We start from the raw sequence: 22,709 nt of genomic DNA, 5'->3' as shown, positions 1-22,709 counted from the left end.
GGCGGACGTCATCACGGCCTCGGTACGCAGCGGGTTGATCTCCGAGACAGCACCGACGAACGTGGTCTTGCCCACGCCGAAGCCGCCCGCCACCACGATCTTCGCGGAGGTGGTGGAGCGGGAAGGACCGCCGCTAGAGCTTGCGAAGTCCACTGAGCACCCTTTCGAGCAGTGTCACGTCTGGCTGGCCGCCGGCGCTCTCGTCGCCGCCGGGCTGATGGATGGCGACCAGTCCTGCCTCCGCCAAGTCGGCGACGAGAATCCTGGCCACGCCGAGAGGGATGGTCAGCAGGGCCGAGATCTCGGCCACCGACTTGATCTCTCGGCAGAGGTGGCAGATCCGCTGATGCTCGGGCAACTGGCCCTGCATCTGGTGCGGCTGCGCGGTGGTGTGCACCAGTGCCTCGATGGCGAGCTGGTACCGCGGCCTGGTGCGGCCGCCCGTCATCGCGTACGGGCGCACCAGGGGATTGTTCGACGCCCCGGCGGGCGCCGGCTCTGGGGTGCGGCGCTGCGGCTGCACGGGCTGGGTGTGCGGCGCATGCGGCTGCTCGTACGGCGAAGGGCCGGGGCCCTGCGGCATGTACGGCCGGCCGTGGTTCGGCGGAGAGGAATAGCCGTACCGGTTCTGGGAACCGTCGTTGTGACCCCGCGCGGGGTCGTACGACCAGTCGCCCGTAGACGATCCGCCTGGTGGTGTAGCCACTTTCTCCTCCTCCGACTGTGCCTGGCACCCATCACGTGGGAGCCGCGTCCCGAAACCTTACGGCCACGGGACGCGAAACCGCACCGTCCGTTTGTCAGTTGAGCAGGCTCCCCTGGAGTTCCGCGCGAAGGTCCGGGGTCAGGACCGTACCGGCACGGTCGACGAGGAGGGCCATCTCGTACCCGATGAGGCCGATGTCCGCATCGGGGTGTGCGAGAACGGCGAGTGAGGAACCATCGGAAATGGACATGAGGAACAGGAATCCCCGCTCCATCTCCACAACCGTCTGGTTCACACTGCCGCCCTCGAAGATCCGGGAGGCGCCTGCGGTCAGCGACGTCAGCCCGGAGGCCACGGCCGCGAGCTGGTCCGCGCGGTCGCGGGGAAATCCTTCGGACATCGCCAGAAGGAGTCCGTCGGCGGAGACCACCACCGTGTGGGACACCCCCGGGGTGTTGTCCACGAAGTTGGTGATCAACCAGTTCAGGTTCTGTGCCGCCTGGCTCATCGGGCTCACACTAACGCTCCTGGTTGTAGGTGCTGTCAGGACCACTGCGGTGATTCCCAGTGGCCTGGCCGTTCGTTTCACTGCTTGCGTTGCGGCCTTGTTGGACGCCGCGCCGCAGGTTGCTCAGCCTGCCCCGGATGTCCTCCGGGGCGCGGGAGACCTGGGGGCCTCCCTGAGGGGTGGTTTCGGCGGCGCCCTCGACCAGGTTGGCCTTGGGAACACGTCGCGGCAGCCCGGATGAGGTCACCCCGCCCGCCTTGGGCCTCCGCAGCGAGGACGCCTGCTGCCAGCGCTCGTCGTTCGCCGAACGCCAGGAGCTGTCGCCGTCACCCTGCTGGGCCGGAGTCGAAGTGGCGGCGGGAGCCGGAGCCTTGGGCTCCTGGTTCGCACGCCGCTTCTGACCGGCGCCGCCCGTGGAGGCTCCACGGCGCGGAAGTCCGGCATCGGTCAGCTCGTGGGAGGCGGAGTGGGCCGGACCCGGACGGTCGAAGCCTACGCTGTCCTGCGCCGTTGCGTCAGCGGCCGGTGCGGACCCCGCTTCCGGGGACGCCGCGGGGTACTGCGCCGGGTAACCGTTCTGGTAGCCGTCCTGCTGCGGCCAGTCGTCCTGCGGACGCTGCTCGCCGAAGCCCGGGAACGTCCCGGGGCCGGCCGGGCCACCCGTCGCCCGGTCGTCCCGGGCCGGCTCCGCGTAGGAGCCGGCCGGGTAGCCGCCGTTCGACGAGAAGGAGTCGTTCTGCGGCAGGTCGGCGCCCGGCGCGTAGTACGGCTCGTCGTACGCCGGTTGCTGCTGTCCTTCGTACTGCGGCTGCTGCCCGTTGCCGTACGCCTGCTGGTCGAAACCGGCGGGCTCCTGCTCCGGGTAGCCGGCCGGCGCGCCCTCGAAGTTCCGGGTGTCACCGGCGCCCTGGCCATCGCCGTAGCCCTGCGGGGCGGCGGCGAACTCGTCGGGGTAGGCAGCCTGGTCGGAGCCGTTCTGGTCGCCGGGCGCCTGGGGGTCGGGCAGCGCGGGCGGCTGGCCCTGCGGGTCCAGGGCCGCCCGTCGCTCCCCGCGCATCAGCGAACGGCCGACCGGGTCCAGGTCGCGGAGGTCGTCCGGGACCTCGTAGCGGCTGTCGTCGAAGCCGAGTTCCGCCGCCGTGCGCAGCGGCTGCTGCTGTTGCTGGCTGAAGTCCTCGCCCGGGTAGGTCCTCTGCTCCGGGATGATCTGGGAGACCGTGAACTCGTCGGGGGCGGACTGCGTCTCGCCACCGCCACCATGGGTGATCGCGTCCGGCAGCATGACCAGCGAGGTCGTACCGGCCTGCTCGCCCGAGGGGCGCAGCTGGACCCGGATGCCGTGCCGGTCGGACAGCCGGCCGACCACGAACAGGCCCATGCGCTGCGAGATCGCGGCATCGACGGTCGGCGGGTTGGCCAGCTTGTGGTTGATGTCCGCGAAGTCCTCGGGGGTCAGGCCGATGCCCTTGTCGTGGATCTCGATCATCACGCGGCCGTCGGGAAGACGGGTCGCGGTGACACGGACCTTGGTCTGCGGGGAGGAGAACGTGGTCGCGTTCTCCAGCAGCTCGGCCAGCAGGTGCACGAGGTCGGTCACCGCGCGGCCGTGGATCTCGGCCTCGGGAACGCCGGACAGTTCGATGCGCTCGTACTGCTCCACCTCGGAGGAGGCGGCGCGGATCACGTCGACCAGCGGGACCGGCTGGTCCCAGCGGCGGCCCGGCTCCTCGCCGGCGAGGACGAGGAGGTTCTCGCCGTTGCGGCGCATACGGGTGGCCAGGTGGTCCAGCTTGAAGAGGTGCTCCAGCTGGTCCGGGTCGGCCTCGTTGTTCTCCAGGCCGGTGAGCAGGGTCAGCTGGCCCTCGATCAGCGACTGGTTGCGGCGCGAGAGGTTGGTGAAGATCGCGTTGATGTTGCCCCGCAGCAGGGCCTGCTCGGAGGCGAGCCGCACGGCCTCGCGGTGGACCTGGTCGAAGGCGCGGGCGACCTCACCGATCTCGTCCGTGGAGTTGATCGGGATCGGGGAGACCCGGGTGTCGACCCGGCCGGGGTCGGTACGGGAGAGCTGGTCGACCAGCATCGGCAGCCGCTGCTCGGCGATGCCGAAGGCGGCGTTGCGCAGTCGGCGCATGGAGTGGCTCATCTGGCGCGCGACCATGCCGGCCAGGATGAACGCGGCGAGCAGGGCGATCACGACGGCGCCGCCGGTGATGAAGGCGTCGCGCTGAGCGGCGCCGGCGATGGCGGCCGCCTCGTCCACCGCGGTGTCCGCGAGGTCCGACTCGATCTCGCGGTAGCCGTCGAACTTGAGGGTGTTGACCGCCCAGTAGTTCTCCACGGTGATGCCGCGGCCGGCCATCTCGGTGCGGGCGGCCGGGTCCGTGGTGCCGAGCCGCGCGACCTCCGAGATCAACGTGACCGGGTTCTCGGGCGGCGGCACGTAGTCCGGGTCCGAGGCGGCGTTCTCCTTGGCCAGGGCCGCGCCGTCGGCCTTTATGTCCTGCTCGAGCTGCTTCAGCTTGGTCGTGTCGGCCTCGGTGCCACCGCCGATGTACTCCTGGACGGCGATGTTCTCGAGGTAGGCATAGGACGAAAGCGCGACCCGCTGGCTGGCGAGCTGACTGTCGGTGGGGCCGGGCTTCACCAGCAGATGCGTACCGATGGACCGCTGGAGCGACAGTGCCGCCTTGCTCAACGAGATCGCGTAGACCGTACGGCCGTAGCTGGTGACGTTGCCGGTGCCCAGGCTGAGTTCGTTGGCGAACTGCATCAGCGGGTTGGCTATCTGGACGTAGCCCTCTTCGGTCTCCACGCCCTTGAGCTTGGAGGTGTACGCGGCCTGGCGCAGCGGCGTGAGCTTGGGCTCCGCCGCGCGCAGCAGCTCCAGCCGGCGCTCCAGGCCCGCCTTGGCGGGCATGGCCTGGGCCGCCACGTCGAAGTCGTCGGCGGCCTTGTCCGTCGCGGCACGCGCCTTGACGACGGTCGGATCGTCCTGTCCCTCGCCCCGCAGCAGCGGGGCCGCGGTGAGGTCCCGCTCGAGGTAGAGGGCGTCGGCGTAGGTGAGGGAGGCCCGCACCAGACGCGCGGTGTTCTCCGCGTCCTCGGCCTCCTGCCAGGTGTTGATCGAGCCCTTCACCTGGAAGCCGCCCATGACCAGGCCGACCAGCACGGGTATGAGCAGGATCGCGTTCAGCCTGGTGGCCACCCGCCAGTTGCGGGGGGAGAAACGGCCGCCGCTCGGGGCGGTCGCGGCCGTCGGTTGCGCGTCGTGCACGGGGGCGGGAGCCGCTGCGCGCGGCGGCGGGGTGAAGTTGCCCCGGGCCGACGGCTCGGGACTGTTCGTGCTTCGCCTCACTCGACCAACAACCTCTCAGCGGTCGGCACCAACGGTGTGCCGCAGTGTCTCAGAGCCCGGCGGGCCAACGACTGCTGAGTGCGTCTTTGACCAATGGGCAGTCCAGGCATTCCAGCATGCCCACCAGTTCTCTTCCAAACAGCGGAAGGGAGGGTTCCGGCGTGATGTGTGCCGCAGATAAAACGGTCAAAAAGAATGAGCCCCGTCAAAAGGCGGGGCGGCCGTACGCACAGTGGCACCGCTCGAACGCGTCGCGTGTCGACCCCGGCCGATTCCTCTGCCGAAACGTTATGAACGCCGGGGCCCGCCGTGTCCAAGGACACAGCCGGCCCCGGCGCGTCTACGACAACTGCTGTATGCCGTTGGTGCCTTCGGCTACCGGAGGCGGGCCATGAGGGCGTGCTCGACCAGAGTGATCAGCGCGCTCTTGGCGTCCGAGCGGTGCCGGGCGTCGGTGGTGATGATCGGGGCGTCGGGCCCGATCTGCAGCGCCTCACGCACCTCTTCCGGCTGGTAGGGCTGCTGTCCGTCGAAGCCGTTGAGGGCGACGACGAACGGCAGTCCGCTGTTCTCGAAGTAGTCGACGGCCGGGAAGCAGTCCGCCAGTCGGCGGGTGTCCACCAGCACGACCGCGCCGATGGCGCCGCGCACCAGGTCGTCCCACATGAACCAGAAGCGGTCCTGGCCGGGTGTACCGAAGAGGTACAGGATCAGGTCCTGGTCCAGGGTGATACGGCCGAAGTCCATGGCCACCGTCGTGGTGGTCTTGTCCCCGGTGTGGGTGAGGTCGTCGATGCCCGCGCTGGCGGACGTCATCACGGCCTCGGTACGCAGCGGGTTGATCTCCGAGACAGCACCGACGAACGTGGTCTTGCCCACGCCGAAGCCGCCCGCCACCACGATCTTCGCGGAGGTGGTGGAACGGCTTTCGGAGACCGTCCCGCCGCTAGAGCTTGCGAAGTCCACTGAGCACCCTTTCGAGCAGTGTCACGTCCGGTGCGCCGGTGGTCTCGTCGCCGCCCGGCTGATGGATGGCCACGAGACCCGCCTCCGCGAGGTCCGCCACCAGGATCCGGGCCACGCCCAGCGGCATGTTCAGGAGCGCCGAGACCTCGGCGACCGACTTCACCTCACGGGTCAGGTGGCAGATGCGCTGGTGCTCCGGGAGGAGCCCCATGAGTGCTGCCGGGTCGGCCGTCGTACTGATCAGTGCCTCGATGGCCAGCTGATAGCGCGGCCTGGTCCGGCCACCGGTCATCGCATAGGGACGTACCAGTGGTTGGTCGCCCTCGTCCTCGTACGGCTCCGCGTACGGATCATGAGAAGCGGGGGGCGGGGTCATTGATCCTCCGGGCGGGACAGCAAGTCGGTCGGTCAAGCCGTCTGAGGGGGCCGGTGGGGGGATTGTGGCGGCCGGACGGTGATTTGGTGAGACGGGTGGTGCCGGGGCCGGTCAGTGGAGCAGACTTCCCTGTAGCTCAGCGCGCAGGTCCGGGGTGAGGACCGCCCCCGCGCGGTCGACCAGGAGCGCCATCTCGTAGCCGACGAGACCGATGTCGCAATCGGGGTGGGCCAGGACGGCCAGGGACGAACCGTCCGAGACGGACATGAGGAAGAGGAAACCCCGCTCCATCTCGACGACCGTCTGTGCGACGTTGCCGCCTTCGAAGATGCGGGAGGCGCCGGCGGTCAGGGAGGTCAGTCCCGACGCCACGGCCGCGAGCTGGTCCGCGCGGTCGCGCGGGAAGCCCTCCGACATCGCCAGGAGGAGACCGTCGGCGGACACGACGACGGTGTGGGACACCCCGGGGGTGTTGTCCACGAAGTTGGTGATCAACCAGTTGAGGTTCTGTGCCGCCTGGCTCATCGGGCTCAACTAACGCTCCTGCTGGTGAGTGGGTCGGGGGAAGCTGCCGGTCTGGGACGACGAACCGGCCTGACGACCCTGTGCGATACCTCGACGGAGATTGGTCAGTCGGCCGCGTACGTCATCGGGCGCACGGGAGACCTGCGGACCGCTCTGGTGGGACTGCTGCTGAGCCGTGCCCGGGACGAGGTTCGCCTTGGGCACCCGGCGCGGCAGACCGGATGTGGTGACGCCGCCCGCGGCCGGCTTCCGGACGCGTTCGGCCTGCCGGACCAGTTCGTCGTTGGGCGAGCTGCGCCAGGTGGCGGCAGCGGACCGCTGTGGGCCGGTCGGCCCCTGCGGCTGCTGCGGTGACTGCTGCTGCGGTGACTGCTGTTGCGGCTGCTGGGCCGGAGCCGGGGGATTGCCCTGCTCCTCCTGTGCACCATGGAACCAGTTGGTCTCCAGGGTGTCGTACAGCGGGGTGCGCCCGTCGCCGGGACCGGACGCCGGCGGCAGCGCCCAGGCGTCGCTCTGCCCGCGGCCGTTGTCGGGCCGCTGCGGGGTGGCCGCATGGCCCGGCTGGGGACGGTCCGGCCGCTGCTGCGGGGCCAGGGGACGCTGGTTGCCGAGGCCGGGTTCCTGCGCCCCGTTCATCTGCGGACGCTCGAACTGGCCGGTGGAGGCCGGGTCCGCGTGGTTCGGCCGCTCCGGGGCAGGGTACCGCGCGGGAGCGCCGTCGCCCTGGCCCGGGTACTGGCCGGTGGAACCGTTGGCGTACGAGCCGTTGCCGTAGGACCCACCGGCGTAGCCCTGCTGGGCCGGGAACTGGCCGGTGTGGGACGGGTTCTGCCCGTTGCCCTGACCGTTGTTGCCCTGCCCGCTGTAGCGGTCCGCCGGGGCGCCGTAGAGGTCGCCGCTGACGAACTGGCCCGTGTCCTGGCCGCCGTTCGCGCCGGGCCCGCCGTACTGGCCGGTGTGCTGCGGGGCGCCGGCACCGGGGGCGCCGTGGCCCTGCCGGTCGTCGAACCGGGGCATCTCGGAGGTGGCGCCCGCACCGTGCTGGCCGTCGAACCGCGGCATGGCGTTCGTCCGGGCGGTGTCCGGCTCGTCGTGGCCGCGCGGGGCGTCCAGCGAAGCCCGGGGCACCGGCGGCTGGGCGTTCTCGTCACTCCAGCTGGGCACCCGCGGCTGCTGCTGGTCGCCGCCGGGCAGCTCTGCGCGCGGACCGTTGCCGCGCGGCGGCAGCTGCGGGCGACGGCCGCGCTCGGCGTTGCCCTTGCTCCGCTGCTGGGGCACGTCGCCCCGGGCGCCGAACATGTTCTGGCTCTGCGCACCGCCCTGACCCGCGGACTGCGTTCCCTGCGGGGCGCCCGGGGCCTGGCCGCCGTAGCCGGCACCCGCGCCGGCCGGGGCCGGGCGGCCCTGCGACGGAGCGCCGCCCTGCTCGAACAGCGACGGAGTGGACGACCTGCCCGGCTGGCCCTGCGGACCCCGCGCCCCGCCCGGGGCACCCGGGCGGCCCTGGCCGTCCCGTCCGGGCAGTGCGGCCCGCGGACCCTGACCGGCGGCGAGCCGGCCACCGCCGGGCGCACCGGCACCGAGAGCACCGCCACCGGACTGGCCACCACCGGCGGACCGGCGGGCCGCCGCGGCACCGGCCGCGGCCTGCGCGGCGGCGGGACCGCCGACACCCGGCTGACCGGGCTTGCCCTGGGGCTTCTTGCCGCCCTGGGCGACATCGACGGGCAGCATGACCAGTGCGGTCGTACCGCCGGAGTCGGACGGGCGAAGCTGGATCCGGATGCCGTGCCGCTGCGACAGCCGGCCGACCACGAACAGACCCATGCGGCGGGAGACGGAGACGTCGACGGTGGGCGGCGAGGCGAGCCGCTCGTTGATCGCCGCCAGGTCCTCCGGGGACAGGCCGATACCGGTGTCGTGGATCTCGATCAGCACGCGGCCGTCGGGCAGCGCGTGACCGGTGACCTTGACCTTGGTCTGCGGGGAGGAGAACGAGGTCGCGTTCTCCAGCAGCTCGGCGAGCAGGTGGACGAGGTCGTTGACGACCCGGCCGGCCACTTCGGTGGTCGGCACGGCGGCCAGTTCGATGCGCTCGTACTGTTCCACCTCGGACGCGGCGGCACGGAGCACGTCGACCAGCGGGACCGGTCGGGTCCACCGTCGTCCGGGCTCCTCACCCGCGAGAACCAGCAGGTTCTCACCGTTCCGGCGCATACGGGTGGCGAGGTGGTCCAACCTGAACAGCGAGGACAGCTGGTCCGGGTCGGCCTCGCGGGACTCCAGTTCGGAGATCAGCGACAGCTGGCGCTGGATCAGACCCTGGGAGCGGCGCGAGAGGTTGGTGAACATCGCGTTGACGTTGCCCCGCAGCAGGGCCTGCTCGGCGGCGAGGCGGACCGCCTCGCGGTGCACGTCGTCGAAGGCCGCGGCCACACGGCCGATCTCGTCCCGGGAGTGCACACCGACCGACTCCACGGACGTGTCGACGTCCTGCGGGTCGGACTCGGACAGCTGCTTGACCAGCTCGGGCAGACGTTCCTGGGCGACCTTGGTCGCGGTGTCCTCGAGGCGGCGCAGCGAGCGGATCATGGAGCGGGCCATGACGAAGGCGCCGACCAGCGAGACGCCGAGCACGATCAGGATCAGCGCACCGGAGATGATCGCGTCCTGCTCGGTGGCGTTGCGCAGCTCGCGGGCCTTCTGTTCCATCTCCTCGAGCAGACGGAGCTCGACGTTCTTCATCTGCTGGATCTTGGTGGAGCTGTCGTCCAGCCAGTCACGGTAGGACCGCTTGCTCATCGACCCCAGACCGTCGGCCGACACCAGGGCACGGCCCGCGTACTTGTCGGTGGCCTGGATCGTGTCGTTGCCCTCCTCGACGGGCGCCAGCAGCTCGGTGGCCGGGTCCTCGCCGTAGATGCTCTTGAAGCTGCGCACCTCGGACTTCTGGCTCTCCAGCGCCGACTCGGCGTAGAGCCGGTCGTTCTCGGCGAGATCGCCGAAGCTGGTGTTGTTGGCGGGCAGTGCCGCCGCGAGGACCGCGCGCTGGATCGACGCGTACTCCTTGGCGGCGGAGAAGGCCCCCAGGGCGCGCGTGCGCTGGATCATCTCGGAGTTGCTGGTCGCCTCGGCCATGTCCTGGGAGAGGTCGATCAGGTTCTCGATCAGGCGGTGGTACGCCTCGACGGTCTGGGTGGAGTTGCCCTCCGCCACATAGGCCGTGTTGCGGATCTTTTCGAGGTCGCCCAGGTTGCCGGCGAGCTGGACGAGGTTTTCGCGGACACCGGTGAGATTGCCGTCCCGGCTGGCGTTGTTGATCTCCTCGGAGCTGTCGAGGAAGTTCTTCCGGGCGCGGTCGGTCTTCTCGCGGTGGCCCTTGACCCCGAAGTCGGTGGCCTTGCCGCCGTGCGCCAGCGGGCCGGCCGACTGGTCGCGCTCCTCCTGGAGCGCGGCGGCGAGCTCGGTCGCCTGCTGGGTCATGTCCGTCAGCAGCTTCATGTTGTCGAGCTGCTGGATGTCGTCCATCGACTGGTTGATACGCAGGGCGCCCAGCGAGGTGGCCGCGACCACCGGGAGCGCGAGCAGCGACACCAGGCGGGTGGAGATCCGCCAGTTGCGCAGGGCTGCGCGCGATCCCGGGCCGGTGGGGCTCTTCGGGGGCTTCTGCGGAGCCGGGGGTGTCCCCTCCGACCCTGCGGGCTTGGCGCCGGGGCGGCCGGGCCGTGCTCCGCCTTCACCGTTCGTCGCCGGACCCTGGTTCTGGTTCTGGGCGTGCTGGGGCGAGGAGCCGGCGGCCGTGGGGCCATTGCCGCCGTGCTCCGGCTCCGCCGAAGCGCTGCCATCCCTCTTGAAACGTCCCTGCACTAGCGTCGCAACCTCTGGACCAGGCGTCCCTCCGCGCGAACGGCGGGACACGGTGTCGGCGTCATAGGGGCGCCCTGAATACGCCCCCGTGGTGGTCGTGAGTGACCGGCGCGGGTTCCCCCTTGCTTCACCGCCACGATGGCGCGTTTGCGCGCCCCCTGTGCGCCGGATCGGAATCTGCGGCGGTCGCTGGAATTCCAGCACAGTGCGGGATCTCCCAACAAGGCCCATGGGGCATGCCGTGACGTACATGACACCACGTGAGGGATGGGTTACCCGGCGTAGAAAGTGATCTCGAGCAAAGGGGGCGAATGAGGGTGATTCCGCCGGGTCGATCCGGTGTCCCAGTCGCGATGATCAGGAGCGGAATGGTGGGTTCAGGAGGTCAATGTCCGTTTCGGGGGAGTGGGGCGCCGGTCCGGATTGAGGCGGTTTGACCGTTGATCCGTGAGCAAACTCACACGCGTATCGCGGTCTCCGGCGCCGGTCGGCGGGGAATCGCATGTTTAGCCTGGCGCTTTACAGAAATGGCAAAACAGACAACCCGCGCCCGACGGGTGGTCCCCGGACCCCGCCGGACGCCCGTGAACAGGACAGGGTCGAGTAAACAGTGAAGACGACGACGATGTTCCACAAGATCGCCAACCCGCGGCGCACGACGCTGGCGCACCTCGACGGCGCCGCCGAACTGCAGACGCCGGTCCACCAGGAGCACACCGTCGAACTCCCGGCCCAGACTGCCAATCCCAGGCGCACCATCCTCATGGAGATCCCGACCGCGGCCGGCGCCGCGAACCAGTAGGGCCTGTCGCCGGTACCTCTCCGGTACCGGCACCGACTGGTACGGGCACCGGCCCCGAAATGCTCAAAGGCCCCGGAGGCGTCCGCAGCGGCCCGGAGCAGCCGGACCAGCCCCGCGGCGTCCCCTCCTCCAGGGGGCGCCGCTCTTCGCTGTGCCCGCTGCCGCGCCCGGCCGATACGCGTGCAGCGCGAGGGGCGGTACGCGGGTGAATGCGCGAGGCACGCACCCCCTGCCGCGTTAGCCTGGAGCGTCAGACTCCAGCCAGCTCAGTCAAGGGGCCAAGCATCCCGTGCGCATCGCCAGATTCTCCATCGACGGGAACGTCGCCTTCGGCGCGGTCGAGGGTGACCAGCAGGACGAGCTCGTCCTGGACATCATCAAGGGCATCCCGTTCACGGACTTCGAACTCTCCGGCACCAAGGTCCCGGTGAGCAAGGTCAGGATGCTGCCCCCGGTGCTCCCCAACAAGGTGGTCGCCTTCGGCCGCAACTACGCGGAGCACGCCAAGGAGATGGGCAACGAGGTGCCCGACGCCCCGTTCGCCTTCTTCAAGCCCGCCACCTCGGTGATCGGCCCCGGCGACGAGATCCAGTACCCCTCCTTCTCCCAGGAGGTGCACCACGAGGCCGAACTGGCCGTGGTGATCGGCCGGCTCTGCCGCGAGGTCCCGCGCGAGCGCGTCAAGGACGTGATCTTCGGCTACACCTGCGCCAACGACGTCACCGCCCGCGACGTCCAGCGGCGCGAGACGCAGTGGGCGCGCGCCAAGGGCTTCGACACCTCCTGCCCGCTCGGCCCCTGGGTGGAGACGGAGCTGGACCTCGCCGCCGCCTCGGACCTCACGCTCCAGCTCACGGTCAACGGCGAACAGCGCCAGCTCGCCCGCACCAGCGAGATGATCCACTCCATCGAGGACCTGATCGTCAACATCTCCGAGGCGATGACGCTGCTCCCCGGAGACGTGATCCTCACGGGCACCCCGGCCGGCGTCGGCCCCCTCAACGTCGGCGACGAGGTCGCCGTCACCATCGAAGGCATCGGCACTCTCACCAACAAGGTTGTCAAGCGTGGCTAGCGCATCAGGCTCCCCCGTCCGCGTCCGTTTCTGTCCGTCGCCCACCGGCAACCCCCACGTGGGACTGGTCCGCACCGCCCTGTTCAACTGGGCGTTCGCCAAGCACCACCAGAGCAGCGGTGCCCAGTTCGTATTCCGCATCGAGGACACCGACGCGGCCCGCGACTCCGAGGAGTCGTACACCCAGCTCCTCGACGCGATGCGCTGGCTCGGCTTCGACTGGGACGAGGGCCCCGAGGTCGGCGGCCCGCACGCGCCGTACCGCCAGTCCCAGCGCATGGACATCTACGCCGACGTCGCCGGCAAGCTCCTGGACGCCGGCCACGCCTACCGCTGCTACTGCTCCCAGGAGGAGCTGGACACCCGCCGCGAGGCCGCCCGCGCCGCCGGCAAGCCCTCCGGGTACGACGGCCACTGCCGCGAGCTGACCGACGCCCAGGCCGAGGAGTACAAGGCCCAGGGCCGCGAGCCGATCGTCCGCTTCCGGATGCCCGACGAGGCGATCACCTTCACCGACCTGGTCCGCGGCGAGATCACCTACCTCCCGGAGAACGTCCCGGACTACGGCATCGTGCGCGCCAACGGCGCCCCGCTGTACACCCTGGTCAACCCGGTCGACGACGCCCTGATGGAGATCACCCACGTCCTGCGCGGCGAGGACCTGCTCTCCTCCACCCCGCGCCAGGTCGCGCTGTACAAGGCGCTGACCGAGCTCGGCATCGCGAAGCGGACCCCGGCCTTCGGCCATCTGCCGTACGTGATGGGCGAGGGCAACAAGAAGCTCTCCAAGCGCGACCCCCAGGCGTCGCTCAACCTCTACCGCGAGCGCGGCTTCCTGCCCGAGGGTCTGCTCAACTACCTCTCCCTGCTCGGCTGGTCGCTCTCCGCGGACCAGGACATCTTCACGATCGAGGAGATGGTCGCGGCCTTCGACGTCAGTGACGTCAACCCCAACCCGGCCCGCTTCGACCTCAAGAAGTGCGAGGCGATCAACGCCGACCACATCCGTCTGCTCGATGTGAAGGACTTCACCGAGCGCTGCCGCCCCTGGCTGAAGGCCCCCGTCGCCCCCTGGGCCCCGGAGGCCTTCGACGAGGCCAAGTGGCAGGCCATCGCGCCGCACGCGCAGACCCGCCTGAAGGTGCTGTCGGAGATCACCGACAACGTCGACTTCCTGTTCCTGCCGGAGCCGGTCCTCGACGAGGCCTCCTGGGCCAAGGCGATGAAGGAGGGCTCCGACGCCCTGCTGCGCACCGCCCGCGAGAAGCTGGACGCGGCCGACTGGACGTCGGCCGAGTCCCTGAAGGAGGCCGTCCTGGCCGCCGGCGAGGCCCACGGCCTCAAGCTCGGCAAGGCGCAGGCCCCGGTCCGCGTCGCCGTCACCGGCCGCACGGTCGGCCTGCCCCTCTTCGAGTCCCTCGAGGTCCTGGGCAAGGAGACGACCCTGGCCCGCATCGACGCGGCCCTGGCGAAGCTCGCCGCGTAGTCCCCCGGAGCGGCCGCACGGAGCGGTCGCCGCGCCCGTGCGGCGCCACGGCGAGGGGCGGCACCCGGAAGGACGGGTGCCGCCCCTCGCCGTTGTCGGTACCGTCGGTCCCATGGCGATCCGAGCGGTTCTCTGGGACGTGGACGACACACTCTTCGACTACACCTCCGCCGACCGCGAAGGGATGCGGGCGTATCTCCTCGCCGAGGAACTGCTCGCCCGGTACGCCTCCGTGGAGGAGGCGCTGGCGCACTGGCGGGAGGTGACCGACGCGCAGTGGGCCCGGTTCGCCGCGGGCGAGGTCGACTTCGAGACCCAGCGCCGCGACCGCATCCGGGTCTTCCTGGAGCGCGAGCTGACCGACACCGAGGCCGACGACTGGTTCGGGCGCTACCTGGTGCACTACGAGGCCGCCTGGTCCCTGTTCCCGGACGTCCTGCCGGTCCTCGACGCGCTCGCCACCAGCCACCGGCACGCGGTGCTGTCCAACTCCAGCCTCCACGTCCAGGACCCCAAACTGCGCGCCCTCGGCGTCCACGACCGCTTCGAGGTCATCCTGTGCGCCGCCGAGCTGGGGGTGTCCAAGCCCGAGCCCGCCGCCTTCCTGGCGGCCTGCGAGGCCCTGGCACTGCCGCCCGACCAGGTCGCGTACGTGGGAGACCACCCGGAGATCGACGGCCGGGGCGCCGCGGAGGCCGGGCTGCTGTCGGTGTGGATCGACCGCGGCGGGGCGTACGCGACCGCCGAGCCGCCCGTCGGGCCGCGCAGGATCGTCTCCCTCGGCGAACTCCCCGCGCTCCTCGGCGCGGATACCCGTTTTGGAGCCGGGTCCGGCATCGGGTAATGTTCTTCCTGCGCCGCGGGGGTCAGGGCCGGAAGGTCAAAGCCCTCAGACGTACAGCTAGAACATAATCCCTCCGGGGCTTGCGTTCCAGTGGCCTATGGTGTAATTGGCAGCACGACTGATTCTGGTTCAGTTAGTCTTGGTTCGAGTCCAGGTAGGCCAGCTCGCAGAGCTCATCTGCACACCGCGGATTTCATCCGCAAGCCCCCGTTGTGTAGCGGCCTAGCACGCTGCCCTCTCAAGGCAGTAGCGCCGGTTCGAATCCGGTCGGGGGTACAGATCCATCCCGCAAGGGCGCCCGGGTAGCTCCCACGGCCTCGCGGTGACATCACCCGGCTCCGGCCGGGTGAGGATCGCTAGGGCCCCCGTTGTGTAGCGGCCTAGCACGCCGCCCTCTCAAGGCGGTAGCGCCGGTTCGAATCCGGTCGGGGGTACGACTGGTCTAAACCATCATTGGTCTATGGTGTAATTGGCAGCACGACTGATTCTGGTTCAGTTAGTCTTGGTTCGAGTCCAGGTAGACCAGCTCGGACCTGCGGAAACGCAGTGTCCAGGCCCCCGTTGTGTAGCGGCCTAGCACGCCGCCCTCTCAAGGCGGTAGCGCCGGTTCGAATCCGGTCGGGGGTACAGAGAAGGAGAGCCCTCCACTTCGGTGGGGGGCTCTCGTCATGTGTGTTCGTCCACCGAGCATCCGTAGGTCCGGGGGAGGGCCTGCCGCGGCGTTGAGGCGGGCCGGTCCCCCTGGGACGGGACGGACGGGTCGGACGGGACGGACGACGAGGGTCAGGAGCGGCGCAGCGCCTCGGAGAGGCGGGTCGCGGAGTCGATGACGGCCTGGGCGTGCATCCGGCCCGGGTGGCGGGTCAGGCGCTCGATGGGTCCCGACACCGAGACGGCGGCCACCACCCGGTTCGACGGGCCGCGCACCGGTGCGGAGACCGAGGCGACACCGGGCTCGCGCTCCCCGATCGACTGCGCCCAGCCGCGGCGCCGGACCCCCGACAGGGCCGTCGCCGTGAAACGGGCGCCCTGCAGGCCGCGGTGCAGCCGCTCCGGCTCCTCCCAGGCCATCAGGATCTGCGCGGAGGAACCGGCCTTCATCGTGAGCGTGGAGCCGACCGGAACGGTGTCCCGCAGACCGGACAGACGCTCCGCCGCGGCGACGCAGATCCGCATGTCGCCCTGGCGGCGGTAGAGCTGGGCGCTCTCGCCGGTGACATCGCGGAGATGGGTGAGCACCGGGCCCGCCGTGGCGAGCAGCCGGTCCTCGCCGGCCGCCGCGGCCAGCTCGGCCATGCGCGGGCCGAGGATGAACCTGCCCTGCATGTCCCGCGCCACCAGCCGGTGGTGCTCCAGGGCCACGGCCAGGCGGTGGGCCGTGGGTCGTGCCAGTCCGGTGGCACCGACCAACCCCGCGAGGGTGGCCGGACCGGACTCCAGAGCGCTCAGGACGAGGGCCGCCTTGTCCAGAACGCCGACGCCGCTACTGTTGTCCATGCAACGATACTCGCGTCTCACTCTGTGAAACGCAAGTTCAGTTTTCCTTGGAACGCGCCACTCTGGACGTACGCAGTCATCAACACAAACGGCCCGTGAACCAATGGGCCTGGTGGCGACGCCCGGACTCAGGGGTGGGGCGCCGTCTCCTCACGGATTTCTAGTTGGGCCGGCGCACCTTTGCCGGCCGGAGGGAAAGCGATGGGTAGGACACTCGCGGAGAAGGTCTGGGACGACCACGTCGTCCGGCGCGCCGAGGGCGAGCCCGACCTCCTCTTCATCGATCTGCACCTGCTGCACGAGGTGACCAGCCCCCAGGCCTTCGACGGCCTCCGCAAGAGCGGCCGCGCCGTGCGGCGCCTCGACCTCACCATCGCGACCGAGGACCACAACACCCCGACCCTCGACATCGACAAGCCCATCGCCGACCCGGTCTCCCGGATCCAGCTGGAGACGCTGCGGGCGAACTGCGCCGAGTTCGGTGTCCGGCTGCACTCGCTGGGCGACGTCGAGCAGGGCGTCGTGCACGTCGTCGGACCCCAGCTGGGCCTGACCCAGCCCGGCATGACCGTGGTCTGCGGAGACTCGCACACCTCCACGCACGGCGCGTTCGGCGGCCTGGCCTTCGGCATCGGCACCTCCCAGGTCGAGCACGTACTCGCCACGCAGACGCTTCCGATGGCCCGCCCGAAGACCATGGCGATCACCATCGACGGCGAACTGCCCGACGGTGTCACGGCCAAGGACCTGATCCTGGCGGTCATCGCGCGCATCGGCACCGGCGGTGGCCAGGGCTACATCCTGGAGTACCGCGGCGAGGCCATCGAGAAGCTCTCGATGGAGGCCCGCATGACCATCTGCAACATGTCGATCGAGGCCGGCGCCCGCGCGGGCATGATCGCCCCCGACGAGACCACCTTCGAGTACCTCAAGGGCCGCCCGCACGCCCCGCAGGGCGAGGACTGGGACGCGGCCGTCGCCTACTGGAAGACGCTGCGCACCGACGACGACGCCGAGTTCGACGCCGAGGTCGTCATCGACGCCTCCCGGCTGTCCCCGTTCGTCACCTGGGGCACCAACCCGGGCCAGGGCGCGCCGCTCTCGGCGGCGGTCCCCGACCCCGCTTCGTACGAAGACGCCTCGGAGCGCCTCGCCGCCGAAAAGGCCCTGGAATACATGGGGTTGGAGGCCGGCCAGCCGCTGCGCTCCATCGGTGTGGACACCGTCTTCGTAGGCTCCTGCACCAACGGGCGGATCGAGGACCTGCGCGCCGTCGCGGACATCGTCAAGGGCCGCAAAGTCGCCGACGGGGTACGGATGCTGGTCGTCCCGGGCTCCGCGCGGGTGGGTCTGCAGGCCGTCTCCGAGGGCCTGGACGTGGTCTTCAAGGAGGCCGGCGCCGAATGGCGGCACGCGGGCTGCTCCATGTGCCTGGGCATGAACCCCGACCAGCTCGCCCCCGGTGAGCGCTCCGCGTCCACCTCCAACCGCAACTTCGAGGGCCGGCAGGGCAAGGGCGGCCGCACCCACCTGGTGTCCCCGCAGGTCGCCGCCGCCACCGCGGTCCTCGGCCACCTGGCCTCCCCGGCCGACCTCGACGCCGACGTCCCCACGCCCGCTGGAGTCTGATCAGTCATGGAAGCATTCACCACCCACACCGGCCGGGCCGTCCCACTGCGCCGCAGCAACGTCGACACCGACCAGATCATCCCCGCCCACTGGCTCAAGAAGGTGACCCGGGACGGGTTCGAGGACGGGCTGTTCGAGGCCTGGCGCAAGGACCCCGAGTTCGTGTTCAACCGCCCCGAGCGCGAGGGCGCCACGGTCCTGGTCGCCGGCCCCGACTTCGGCACCGGCTCCTCCCGTGAGCACGCCGTCTGGGCGCTGCAGAACTACGGCTTCAAGACCGTGATCTCCTCCCGCTTCGCCGACATCTTCCGTGGTAACTCGCTGAAGAACGGCCTGCTCACCGTCGTCATCGAGCAGAAGATCGTGGACGCGCTGTGGGAGCTCACCGAGCGGGACCCGCAGGCCGAGATCACCGTCGACCTCGAGACCCGCGAGGTGCGCGCCGAGGGCATCACCGCCGCTTTCGAGCTCGACGAGAACTCCCGCTGGCGACTGTTGAACGGGCTCGACGACATCTCCATCACCCTGCAGAACGAGGCCGACATCTCCGCGTACGAGGCGAAGCGCCCGTCGTTCAAGCCGCGGACGCTCTCGGCGCAGAACGCCTGAGTCGAAGTCCACGCGGCAGGTCGACTTTCGGCCACCTCCACCCCCTCCCGTACCCCCGATCGGCCCGATCGGGGGTACGGCCGTGTCTGCACCCATTCGGACCCGCGCGTCCCCTTGAGGCCTTGCAACTTCCCACGTTATGAAGGTGGTTGTCGGGGTACACGTGTCACGTGCGCGTGACCTCGGAGTGTGCCTGGATTGCCGTCCGAGGCTGCAGTTGCCCCCTGCGCAGGCGACAACTCGCCCCAGATGGCACAATCTGTGCATGGAACGTGACGGCCAACTCGAGATCTACACGGAGGTCGCGGTCCGGCTCAAAGAAGCGCATGCAAAAGTGCGCGCACTGCAAGTCCCGGAGGGCGTACGGATGGCGCTGACCCGGAAGCTGCTGGTCATTACGGCCGCGGCCAAACACGATCTCGCCGGTGCGGCAAAGCGGCTGGAACGGTTCATCGCGGACCTCGACGAGGGCCGATTTCCCGAAGAGGAACGCTGAACCGCTCAAGGCGGCCGAGCTCGTTGCGGCACAAGGGTGATAAGCCCGTTTCGTGTTTGATTTGCGGTATATATCTGCCTAACGTGCGAAAATGCTTGAACGGATCCGTTCGGGCGATGTCTCCGAAGGGGAAGACGTGAACAAGGCGCAGCTCGTAGAAGCGATTGCCGACAAGATGGGCGGTAGGCAGCAGGCCGCCGATGCCGTCGACGCGGTCCTGGACGCCATCGTCCGCGCTGTGGTCGCGGGTGACCGGGTCTCGGTCACCGGCTTCGGTTCGTTCGAGAAGGTCGACCGCCCCGCCCGCTACGCCCGCAACCCCCAGACCGGCGAGCGGGTTCGGGTCAAGAAGACGTCGGTGCCGCGCTTCCGTGCGGGCCAGGGCTTCAAGGACCTGGTGAGCGGCTCGAAGAAGCTGCCGCGCGGTGGCGAGGTCGCCGTCAAGAAGGCGCCCAAGGGCAGTCTGTCCGGCGGGGTTTCCGCGACGGTGAAGAAGGCCGCCGCCAAGAAGACCGCGAAGTCGGCCGCCGCCAAGAAGGCCGCCGCCAAGAAGACGACGGCGAAGCGGGCCGCGGGAAAGGCGGCCGCCGCCAAGAAGACGACCGCCAAGAAGGCCCCCGGCAAGACGGCCGCGGCGACCGCCAAGACCACCGCCGCGAAGAAGACGACCGCCAAGAAGGCCCCGGCGAAGAAGGCGACGGCCGCGAGCGCGCCCGCCAAGAAGTCGACCGCACGCAAGACCACCGCCAAGAAGACCAGCGCCCGCAAGAAGTAGCGGCAGCGAAGCGGTACTCACGCGCCGGGCCGGACTCCGTCACGGAGTCCGGCCCGCGGTGTGCCGGTCCACGTGTTCCGTACCGGGACCGGTACCGGTCGCCGGTGGCCGTGCCGCCCGGAGCGCGCCGGTCGGCACGTGCTGGTCGGAACGTGCTGGTCAGAACGTCTGGAGCGTCACCAGGGTGATCTGCCGGGCCTCACCCTCGCCCCGGGTCTCGATGCGCACGCGCTGCCCGGGACGCAGCAGCCTCAGACCTCCCGCGTCGAACGCCGGCGCGTCGAAGGGCACCGGAGTGCCGTCGTCCAGCAGCACCTGGCCGCTGCGGCTCTCGGGGTCGTAGGTGTACGCGGTCGCCTGCATGGCCGCAGCCTACTGCTCCGCGATCAGCAGCCGCGCGCAGGCGGCCGCCGTGCGGGGCCCCACCCCCAGCGCCAGCGCCGCCCGGAGATCGTCCCCCGTGTCCACGTCCTGCCGTACGGAATCCACCGCTTCGAGACGCAGTTCGACGGCTCCCCACGCGCGGTGCCGGGCCCGGGAACCGGGGCCGAAGGACGGCCGCAGTTCCTCCGTCGCCGCCGCCGTGAGCAGCGTGGTGCCGACGCCCGCCGCATCGGGGAGGAACGCGCGCGGGAACGCGGCCGCTCTCTCCAGCGCACGTGCCAGTTCGGCCGCGCGCAGCGCCGGGAGGTCGGCGTTGAGAGCCGCCACGGGACCCGCGTGCCACAAGGCCCGCACGGTGGCGGCCGCGTGGGCGAGTGCCGCGTTCAGACCGCCGCCCGGCTCGTCGGCGACGATTCCCGCACCCAGCGCGGCCAGCTCGCGGCCGGCCAGGACGTCGTTCGTGACGACCGCCACGTTCCGCACCGCGCGGCACGCCAGGGCGGCCGCGACCGTGTCCTGTGCGAAGGCGAGCGCGAGCCCCGGACGCAAGGCGTCGTCCGCGGTGTCGGAGAGCCTGCTCTTGGCCTCGGCCAGCGGTTTCAGGGGTACCACCAAGGTCCACTGCACGCGTGTTACATCCCTCTCTTGTCGCCGTCATTGTCCCCCGCGGCACCCGGCGGCCGGGGGACCGGGGCGTACGGTGTTCTCGACAGACCGGCGGCCCGGGGCGACACTTGTGCGGCCCACCTGGCCCCCGGGTCCAGGACTTGGAGGAAGGTGTCTCTGTGCCGCGCCGCAGAATCGGCTTCGCGTACCGCTTCGCTGCGGTGATCTGCAAACCGCCGCTGGTGGTTCTACTCAAACGGGACTGGCGCGGAATGGAGAACATTCCGGCTGAAGGCGGATTTATCACCGCGGTGAACCACAATTCGCACATTGATCCCGTCGCCTACGCGCACTTTCAGTACAACACCGGTCGCGTGCCGCGATTCCTGGCGAAGAGCGGTCTTTTCAACAAGGGATTCGTCGGTGCCATGATGCGCGGCACCGGGCAGATCCCCGTCTATCGCGAAAGCACGGACGCGCTCAGCGCCTTCCGGGCCGCGATCGACGCCGTGGAGCGCGGCGAATGCGTCGCCTTCTACCCCGAGGGCACTCTCACCCGCGATCCGGACGGCTGGCCCATGACCGGCAAGACCGGTGCCGCGCGGGTCGCCCTGCAGACCAGGTGCCCCGTGGTCCCGGTCGCGCAGTGGGGCGCCAACGAGGTGCTGCCGCCGTACAGCGGCAAGCCCCGTCTCTTCCCGCGCAAGACGCACCGTGTGCTGGCCGGACCGCCGGTCGACCTGGACCGTTTCTACGACCGGGAGATGACCCCGGAGCTGCTCAAGGAGGCGACCGAGGCCATCATGGCCGCGGTGACCCGCCACCTGGAGGAGATCCGCGGCGAGAAGGCCCCCGAAGAGCCCTACGATCCGCAGCGCGAACGCGTGGAGCAGCGCCGCAAGACCCGGGCCCAGACCCGGCGCAGGGAGCACGACGGTCCGTCCGGGCGCGAGCCGGCGGAACACGGACCGTCCGAGCGCCTGTCGTCCGCGCACGGTTCGCCGGCGGACGGGGCGCAGAGCGGCCGGCAGCACCAGGAGCGGCAGAACGAACAGCGGAGGGCCGGGGAACGGGCCACCGCGCGGGAAGAAGAGGGGCTGAATACGTGAGCAAGCAGGTCAAGGCGGCCGTCTTCGGCACCGGATCGTGGGGTACGGCCTTCGGCATGGTGCTCGCCGACGCCGGATGCGACGTGGTGCTGTGGGCGCGGCGCCCCGGACTCGTCGAAGCGGTCAGCTCCACCCGCACCAACCCCGACTACCTGCCCGGAGTCGAACTCCCGGCGAACCTGCGGGCCACCACGGACGCCGCCGAGGCCGCGCGCGACGCCGACTTCACCGTCCTCGCGATCCCCTCCCAGACGCTGCGCGGCAACCTCGCCGGGTGGAAGCCGCTGCTCGCCCCGGACACGGTCCTGGTGTCGCTGATGAAGGGCGTCGAACTCGGCTCCGCCATGCGCATGAGCGAGGTGATCGAGGACGTCGCCGGGACCGGCGCCGACCGGATCGCCGTGGTCACCGGACCCAACCTCGCCCGGGAGATCGCCGCCAGGATGCCGGCCGCCGCCGTGGTCGCCTGCGCCGACGAGGCCGTCGCCCGGCGGCTCCAGGCCGCCTGCCACACGCCGTACTTCCGCCCGTACACCAACACCGACGTCGTCGGCTGCGAACTGGGCGGCGCCGTGAAGAACGTGATCGGGCTGGCCGTCGGCATCGCGGACGGCATGGGGCTCGGCGACAACGCCAAGGGCTCGCTCATCACCCGCGGGCTCGCCGAAACCACCCGGCTCGGTGCCGCGCTCGGCGCGGACCCGCTGACCTTCGCCGGACTCGCGGGCCTGGGCGACCTGGTGGCCACCTGCTCCTCACCGCTGTCGCGCAACCACACCTTCGGCACCAACCTCGGCAAGGGCATGACGCTGGAGGAGACCGTCGCGGTCACCAAACAGACCGCCGAGGGCGTCAAGTCCTGCGAGTCGGTGCTGGACCTGGCCCGCCGGCACGGCGTCGACATGCCGATCACCGAGACGGTCGTCGGCATCGTGCACGAGGGCAAGCCCCCGGTGGTCGCCCTCAAGGAGCTGATGTCGCGCAGCGCGAAGCCGGAACGACACTGAGCGACGAGGGGTGCGCGCCCGCGTGGCAGCCCTCCGTTTGCCGCACCGTGGGCGCTGTATCAGGGGAACGGCCACCGGGTACTCTCA

General features: G+C 70.4%; 20 protein-coding genes, 5 tRNA genes and 1 pseudogene. 15 read left to right on the top strand and 11 right to left on the bottom strand.

The features are described from left to right. The 8 genes and pseudogenes from ACFP2V_RS11210 to ACFP2V_RS11175 all read right to left on the bottom strand — a co-directional run. Window positions 1–153, bottom strand: a pseudogene (locus ACFP2V_RS11210) (ATP-binding protein); the annotation flags it as partial. Continuing rightward, window positions 134–706, bottom strand: coding sequence for a DUF742 domain-containing protein (locus tag ACFP2V_RS11205; protein ID WP_381209311.1), 573 nt, complete (start codon window positions 704–706; stop codon window positions 134–136). The pseudogene ACFP2V_RS11210 and the gene ACFP2V_RS11205, both read right to left, overlap by 20 nt. Before the next feature lie 94 nt (window positions 707–800). After that, a complete protein-coding gene (locus ACFP2V_RS11200; protein WP_042168317.1) occupies window positions 801–1,214 on the bottom strand; it encodes a roadblock/LC7 domain-containing protein in 414 nt (137 codons plus the stop codon). 10 nt (window positions 1,215–1,224) lie between these two features. Further along, window positions 1,225–4,569 (bottom strand): sensor histidine kinase, encoded by a 3,345-nt coding sequence (locus ACFP2V_RS11195; protein ID WP_381209307.1) that lies wholly within the window; start codon window positions 4,567–4,569, stop codon window positions 1,225–1,227. A 375-nt stretch (window positions 4,570–4,944) separates the two neighbouring features. Next, a complete protein-coding gene (locus tag ACFP2V_RS11190; protein ID WP_381209304.1) occupies window positions 4,945–5,535 on the bottom strand; it encodes a GTP-binding protein in 591 nt (196 codons plus the stop codon). After that, window positions 5,516–5,911: a DUF742 domain-containing protein gene (locus ACFP2V_RS11185; RefSeq protein WP_381209301.1), complete on the bottom strand. Its 396-nt coding sequence runs from the start codon at window positions 5,909–5,911 to the stop codon at window positions 5,516–5,518. Before ACFP2V_RS11185 ends, ACFP2V_RS11190 begins: the two co-directional genes overlap by 20 nt. 111 nt (window positions 5,912–6,022) lie before the next feature. Continuing rightward, window positions 6,023–6,436 (bottom strand): roadblock/LC7 domain-containing protein, encoded by a 414-nt coding sequence (locus ACFP2V_RS11180; RefSeq protein WP_046258885.1) that lies wholly within the window; start codon window positions 6,434–6,436, stop codon window positions 6,023–6,025. A 9-nt stretch (window positions 6,437–6,445) separates the two neighbouring features. Next, on the bottom strand, window positions 6,446–10,303 hold the full coding sequence (locus tag ACFP2V_RS11175) for a sensor histidine kinase (protein WP_381209298.1): 3,858 nt from the start codon (window positions 10,301–10,303) through the stop codon (window positions 6,446–6,448). A 610-nt stretch (window positions 10,304–10,913) separates the two neighbouring features. Here ACFP2V_RS11175 and ACFP2V_RS11170 point away from each other — a divergent pair. The 9 genes from ACFP2V_RS11170 to ACFP2V_RS11130 all read left to right on the top strand — a co-directional run bounded on the left by ACFP2V_RS11170 (window position 10,914) and on the right by ACFP2V_RS11130 (window position 15,137). Next, complete coding sequence (locus ACFP2V_RS11170) at window positions 10,914–11,105, top strand: hypothetical protein (RefSeq protein ID WP_381209295.1); 192 nt, start codon at window positions 10,914–10,916, stop codon at window positions 11,103–11,105. A gap of 289 nt (window positions 11,106–11,394) precedes the next feature. Further along, a complete protein-coding gene (locus ACFP2V_RS11165; RefSeq protein ID WP_381209292.1) occupies window positions 11,395–12,180 on the top strand; it encodes a fumarylacetoacetate hydrolase family protein in 786 nt (261 codons plus the stop codon). Continuing rightward, entirely contained in the window at window positions 12,173–13,666 is a 1,494-nt protein-coding gene (gene gltX, locus ACFP2V_RS11160; protein ID WP_381209289.1) for a glutamate--tRNA ligase, read from the top strand. Before ACFP2V_RS11165 ends, gltX begins: the two co-directional genes overlap by 8 nt. Before the next feature lie 112 nt (window positions 13,667–13,778). Continuing rightward, entirely contained in the window at window positions 13,779–14,510 is a 732-nt protein-coding gene (locus tag ACFP2V_RS11155; protein WP_381209286.1) for an HAD family hydrolase, read from the top strand. A gap of 91 nt (window positions 14,511–14,601) precedes the next feature. Continuing rightward, window positions 14,602–14,673: transfer RNA gene (locus ACFP2V_RS11150), tRNA-Gln, on the top strand. 40 nt (window positions 14,674–14,713) lie between these two features. Beyond that, window positions 14,714–14,786 (top strand) — tRNA-Glu (locus ACFP2V_RS11145). An 85-nt stretch (window positions 14,787–14,871) separates the two neighbouring features. Then, window positions 14,872–14,944 (top strand) — tRNA-Glu (locus ACFP2V_RS11140). Window positions 14,945–14,964: 20 nt separating this feature from the next. Beyond that, window positions 14,965–15,036, top strand: a tRNA-Gln gene (locus ACFP2V_RS11135). A 28-nt stretch (window positions 15,037–15,064) separates the two neighbouring features. Then, window positions 15,065–15,137 (top strand) — tRNA-Glu (locus ACFP2V_RS11130). 156 nt (window positions 15,138–15,293) lie between these two features. Here ACFP2V_RS11130 and ndgR read toward each other — a convergent pair. Continuing rightward, window positions 15,294–16,007 (bottom strand): IclR family transcriptional regulator NdgR, encoded by a 714-nt coding sequence (ndgR, locus tag ACFP2V_RS11125; RefSeq protein WP_055572410.1) that lies wholly within the window; start codon window positions 16,005–16,007, stop codon window positions 15,294–15,296. 201 nt (window positions 16,008–16,208) lie between these two features. Between ndgR and leuC the strand changes: the two genes are divergently transcribed. The 4 genes from leuC to ACFP2V_RS11105 all read left to right on the top strand — a co-directional run bounded on the left by leuC (window position 16,209) and on the right by ACFP2V_RS11105 (window position 19,516). Further along, on the top strand, window positions 16,209–17,636 hold the full coding sequence (gene leuC, locus ACFP2V_RS11120; protein ID WP_381209283.1) for a 3-isopropylmalate dehydratase large subunit: 1,428 nt from the start codon (window positions 16,209–16,211) through the stop codon (window positions 17,634–17,636). Window positions 17,637–17,642: 6 nt separating this feature from the next. Next, complete coding sequence (gene leuD, locus ACFP2V_RS11115) at window positions 17,643–18,245, top strand: 3-isopropylmalate dehydratase small subunit (protein ID WP_381209280.1); 603 nt, start codon at window positions 17,643–17,645, stop codon at window positions 18,243–18,245. Window positions 18,246–18,510: 265 nt separating this feature from the next. Then, complete coding sequence (locus ACFP2V_RS11110; RefSeq protein ID WP_381209277.1) at window positions 18,511–18,741, top strand: SCO5555 family protein; 231 nt, start codon at window positions 18,511–18,513, stop codon at window positions 18,739–18,741. 136 nt (window positions 18,742–18,877) lie between these two features. Continuing rightward, entirely contained in the window at window positions 18,878–19,516 is a 639-nt protein-coding gene (locus ACFP2V_RS11105; RefSeq protein ID WP_381209323.1) for an HU family DNA-binding protein, read from the top strand. A 159-nt stretch (window positions 19,517–19,675) separates the two neighbouring features. Here ACFP2V_RS11105 and ACFP2V_RS11100 read toward each other — a convergent pair whose 3' ends face one another. Both ACFP2V_RS11100 and cofC read right to left on the bottom strand, forming a co-directional pair. Further along, a complete protein-coding gene (locus ACFP2V_RS11100) occupies window positions 19,676–19,879 on the bottom strand; it encodes a hypothetical protein (protein ID WP_381209274.1) in 204 nt (67 codons plus the stop codon). A gap of 9 nt (window positions 19,880–19,888) precedes the next feature. Next, the gene (gene cofC, locus ACFP2V_RS11095) at window positions 19,889–20,527 is read right to left on the bottom strand and encodes a 2-phospho-L-lactate guanylyltransferase (RefSeq protein WP_381209271.1); all 639 of its coding nucleotides are present in this window, start codon (window positions 20,525–20,527) and stop codon (window positions 19,889–19,891) included. A 158-nt stretch (window positions 20,528–20,685) separates the two neighbouring features. Between cofC and ACFP2V_RS11090 the strand changes: the two genes are divergently transcribed. Both ACFP2V_RS11090 and ACFP2V_RS11085 read left to right on the top strand, forming a co-directional pair. After that, complete coding sequence (locus ACFP2V_RS11090) at window positions 20,686–21,615, top strand: lysophospholipid acyltransferase family protein (protein WP_381209268.1); 930 nt, start codon at window positions 20,686–20,688, stop codon at window positions 21,613–21,615. Continuing rightward, window positions 21,612–22,622, top strand: a complete 1,011-nt coding sequence (locus ACFP2V_RS11085; protein WP_381209265.1) for an NAD(P)H-dependent glycerol-3-phosphate dehydrogenase — start codon at window positions 21,612–21,614, stop codon at window positions 22,620–22,622. The genes ACFP2V_RS11090 and ACFP2V_RS11085 overlap by 4 nt, the downstream gene beginning before the upstream one ends. Window positions 22,623–22,709: the final 87 nt, after the last annotated feature.

The organism is Streptomyces incanus (assembly GCF_042656345.1).
GTDB classification, from domain to species: domain Bacteria; phylum Actinomycetota; class Actinomycetes; order Streptomycetales; family Streptomycetaceae; genus Streptomyces; species Streptomyces incanus.
Note: the sequence above shows the minus strand (reverse complement) of the source record. Positions and strands in the feature narration are given on the sequence as shown.

Bases quoted from the DNA above. Each gene is read 5' to 3' on its own strand.
- leuD (WP_381209280.1), top strand. From the start codon at position 17,643: ATGGAAGCATTCACCACCCACACCGGCCGGGCCGTCCCACTGCGCCGC.
- ACFP2V_RS11200 (WP_042168317.1), bottom strand. From the start codon at position 1,214: ATGAGCCAGGCGGCACAGAACCTGAACTGGTTGATCACCAACTTCGTG.
- ACFP2V_RS11155 (WP_381209286.1), top strand. From the start codon at position 13,779: ATGGCGATCCGAGCGGTTCTCTGGGACGTGGACGACACACTCTTCGAC.
- leuC (WP_381209283.1), top strand. From the start codon at position 16,209: ATGGGTAGGACACTCGCGGAGAAGGTCTGGGACGACCACGTCGTCCGG.
- ACFP2V_RS11100 (WP_381209274.1), bottom strand. From the start codon at position 19,879: ATGCAGGCGACCGCGTACACCTACGACCCCGAGAGCCGCAGCGGCCAG.
- ndgR (WP_055572410.1), bottom strand. From the start codon at position 16,007: ATGGACAACAGTAGCGGCGTCGGCGTTCTGGACAAGGCGGCCCTCGTC.
- ACFP2V_RS11180 (WP_046258885.1), bottom strand. From the start codon at position 6,436: ATGAGCCAGGCGGCACAGAACCTCAACTGGTTGATCACCAACTTCGTG.
- ACFP2V_RS11185 (WP_381209301.1), bottom strand. From the start codon at position 5,911: ATGACCCCGCCCCCCGCTTCTCATGATCCGTACGCGGAGCCGTACGAG.
- ACFP2V_RS11110 (WP_381209277.1), top strand. From the start codon at position 18,511: ATGGAACGTGACGGCCAACTCGAGATCTACACGGAGGTCGCGGTCCGG.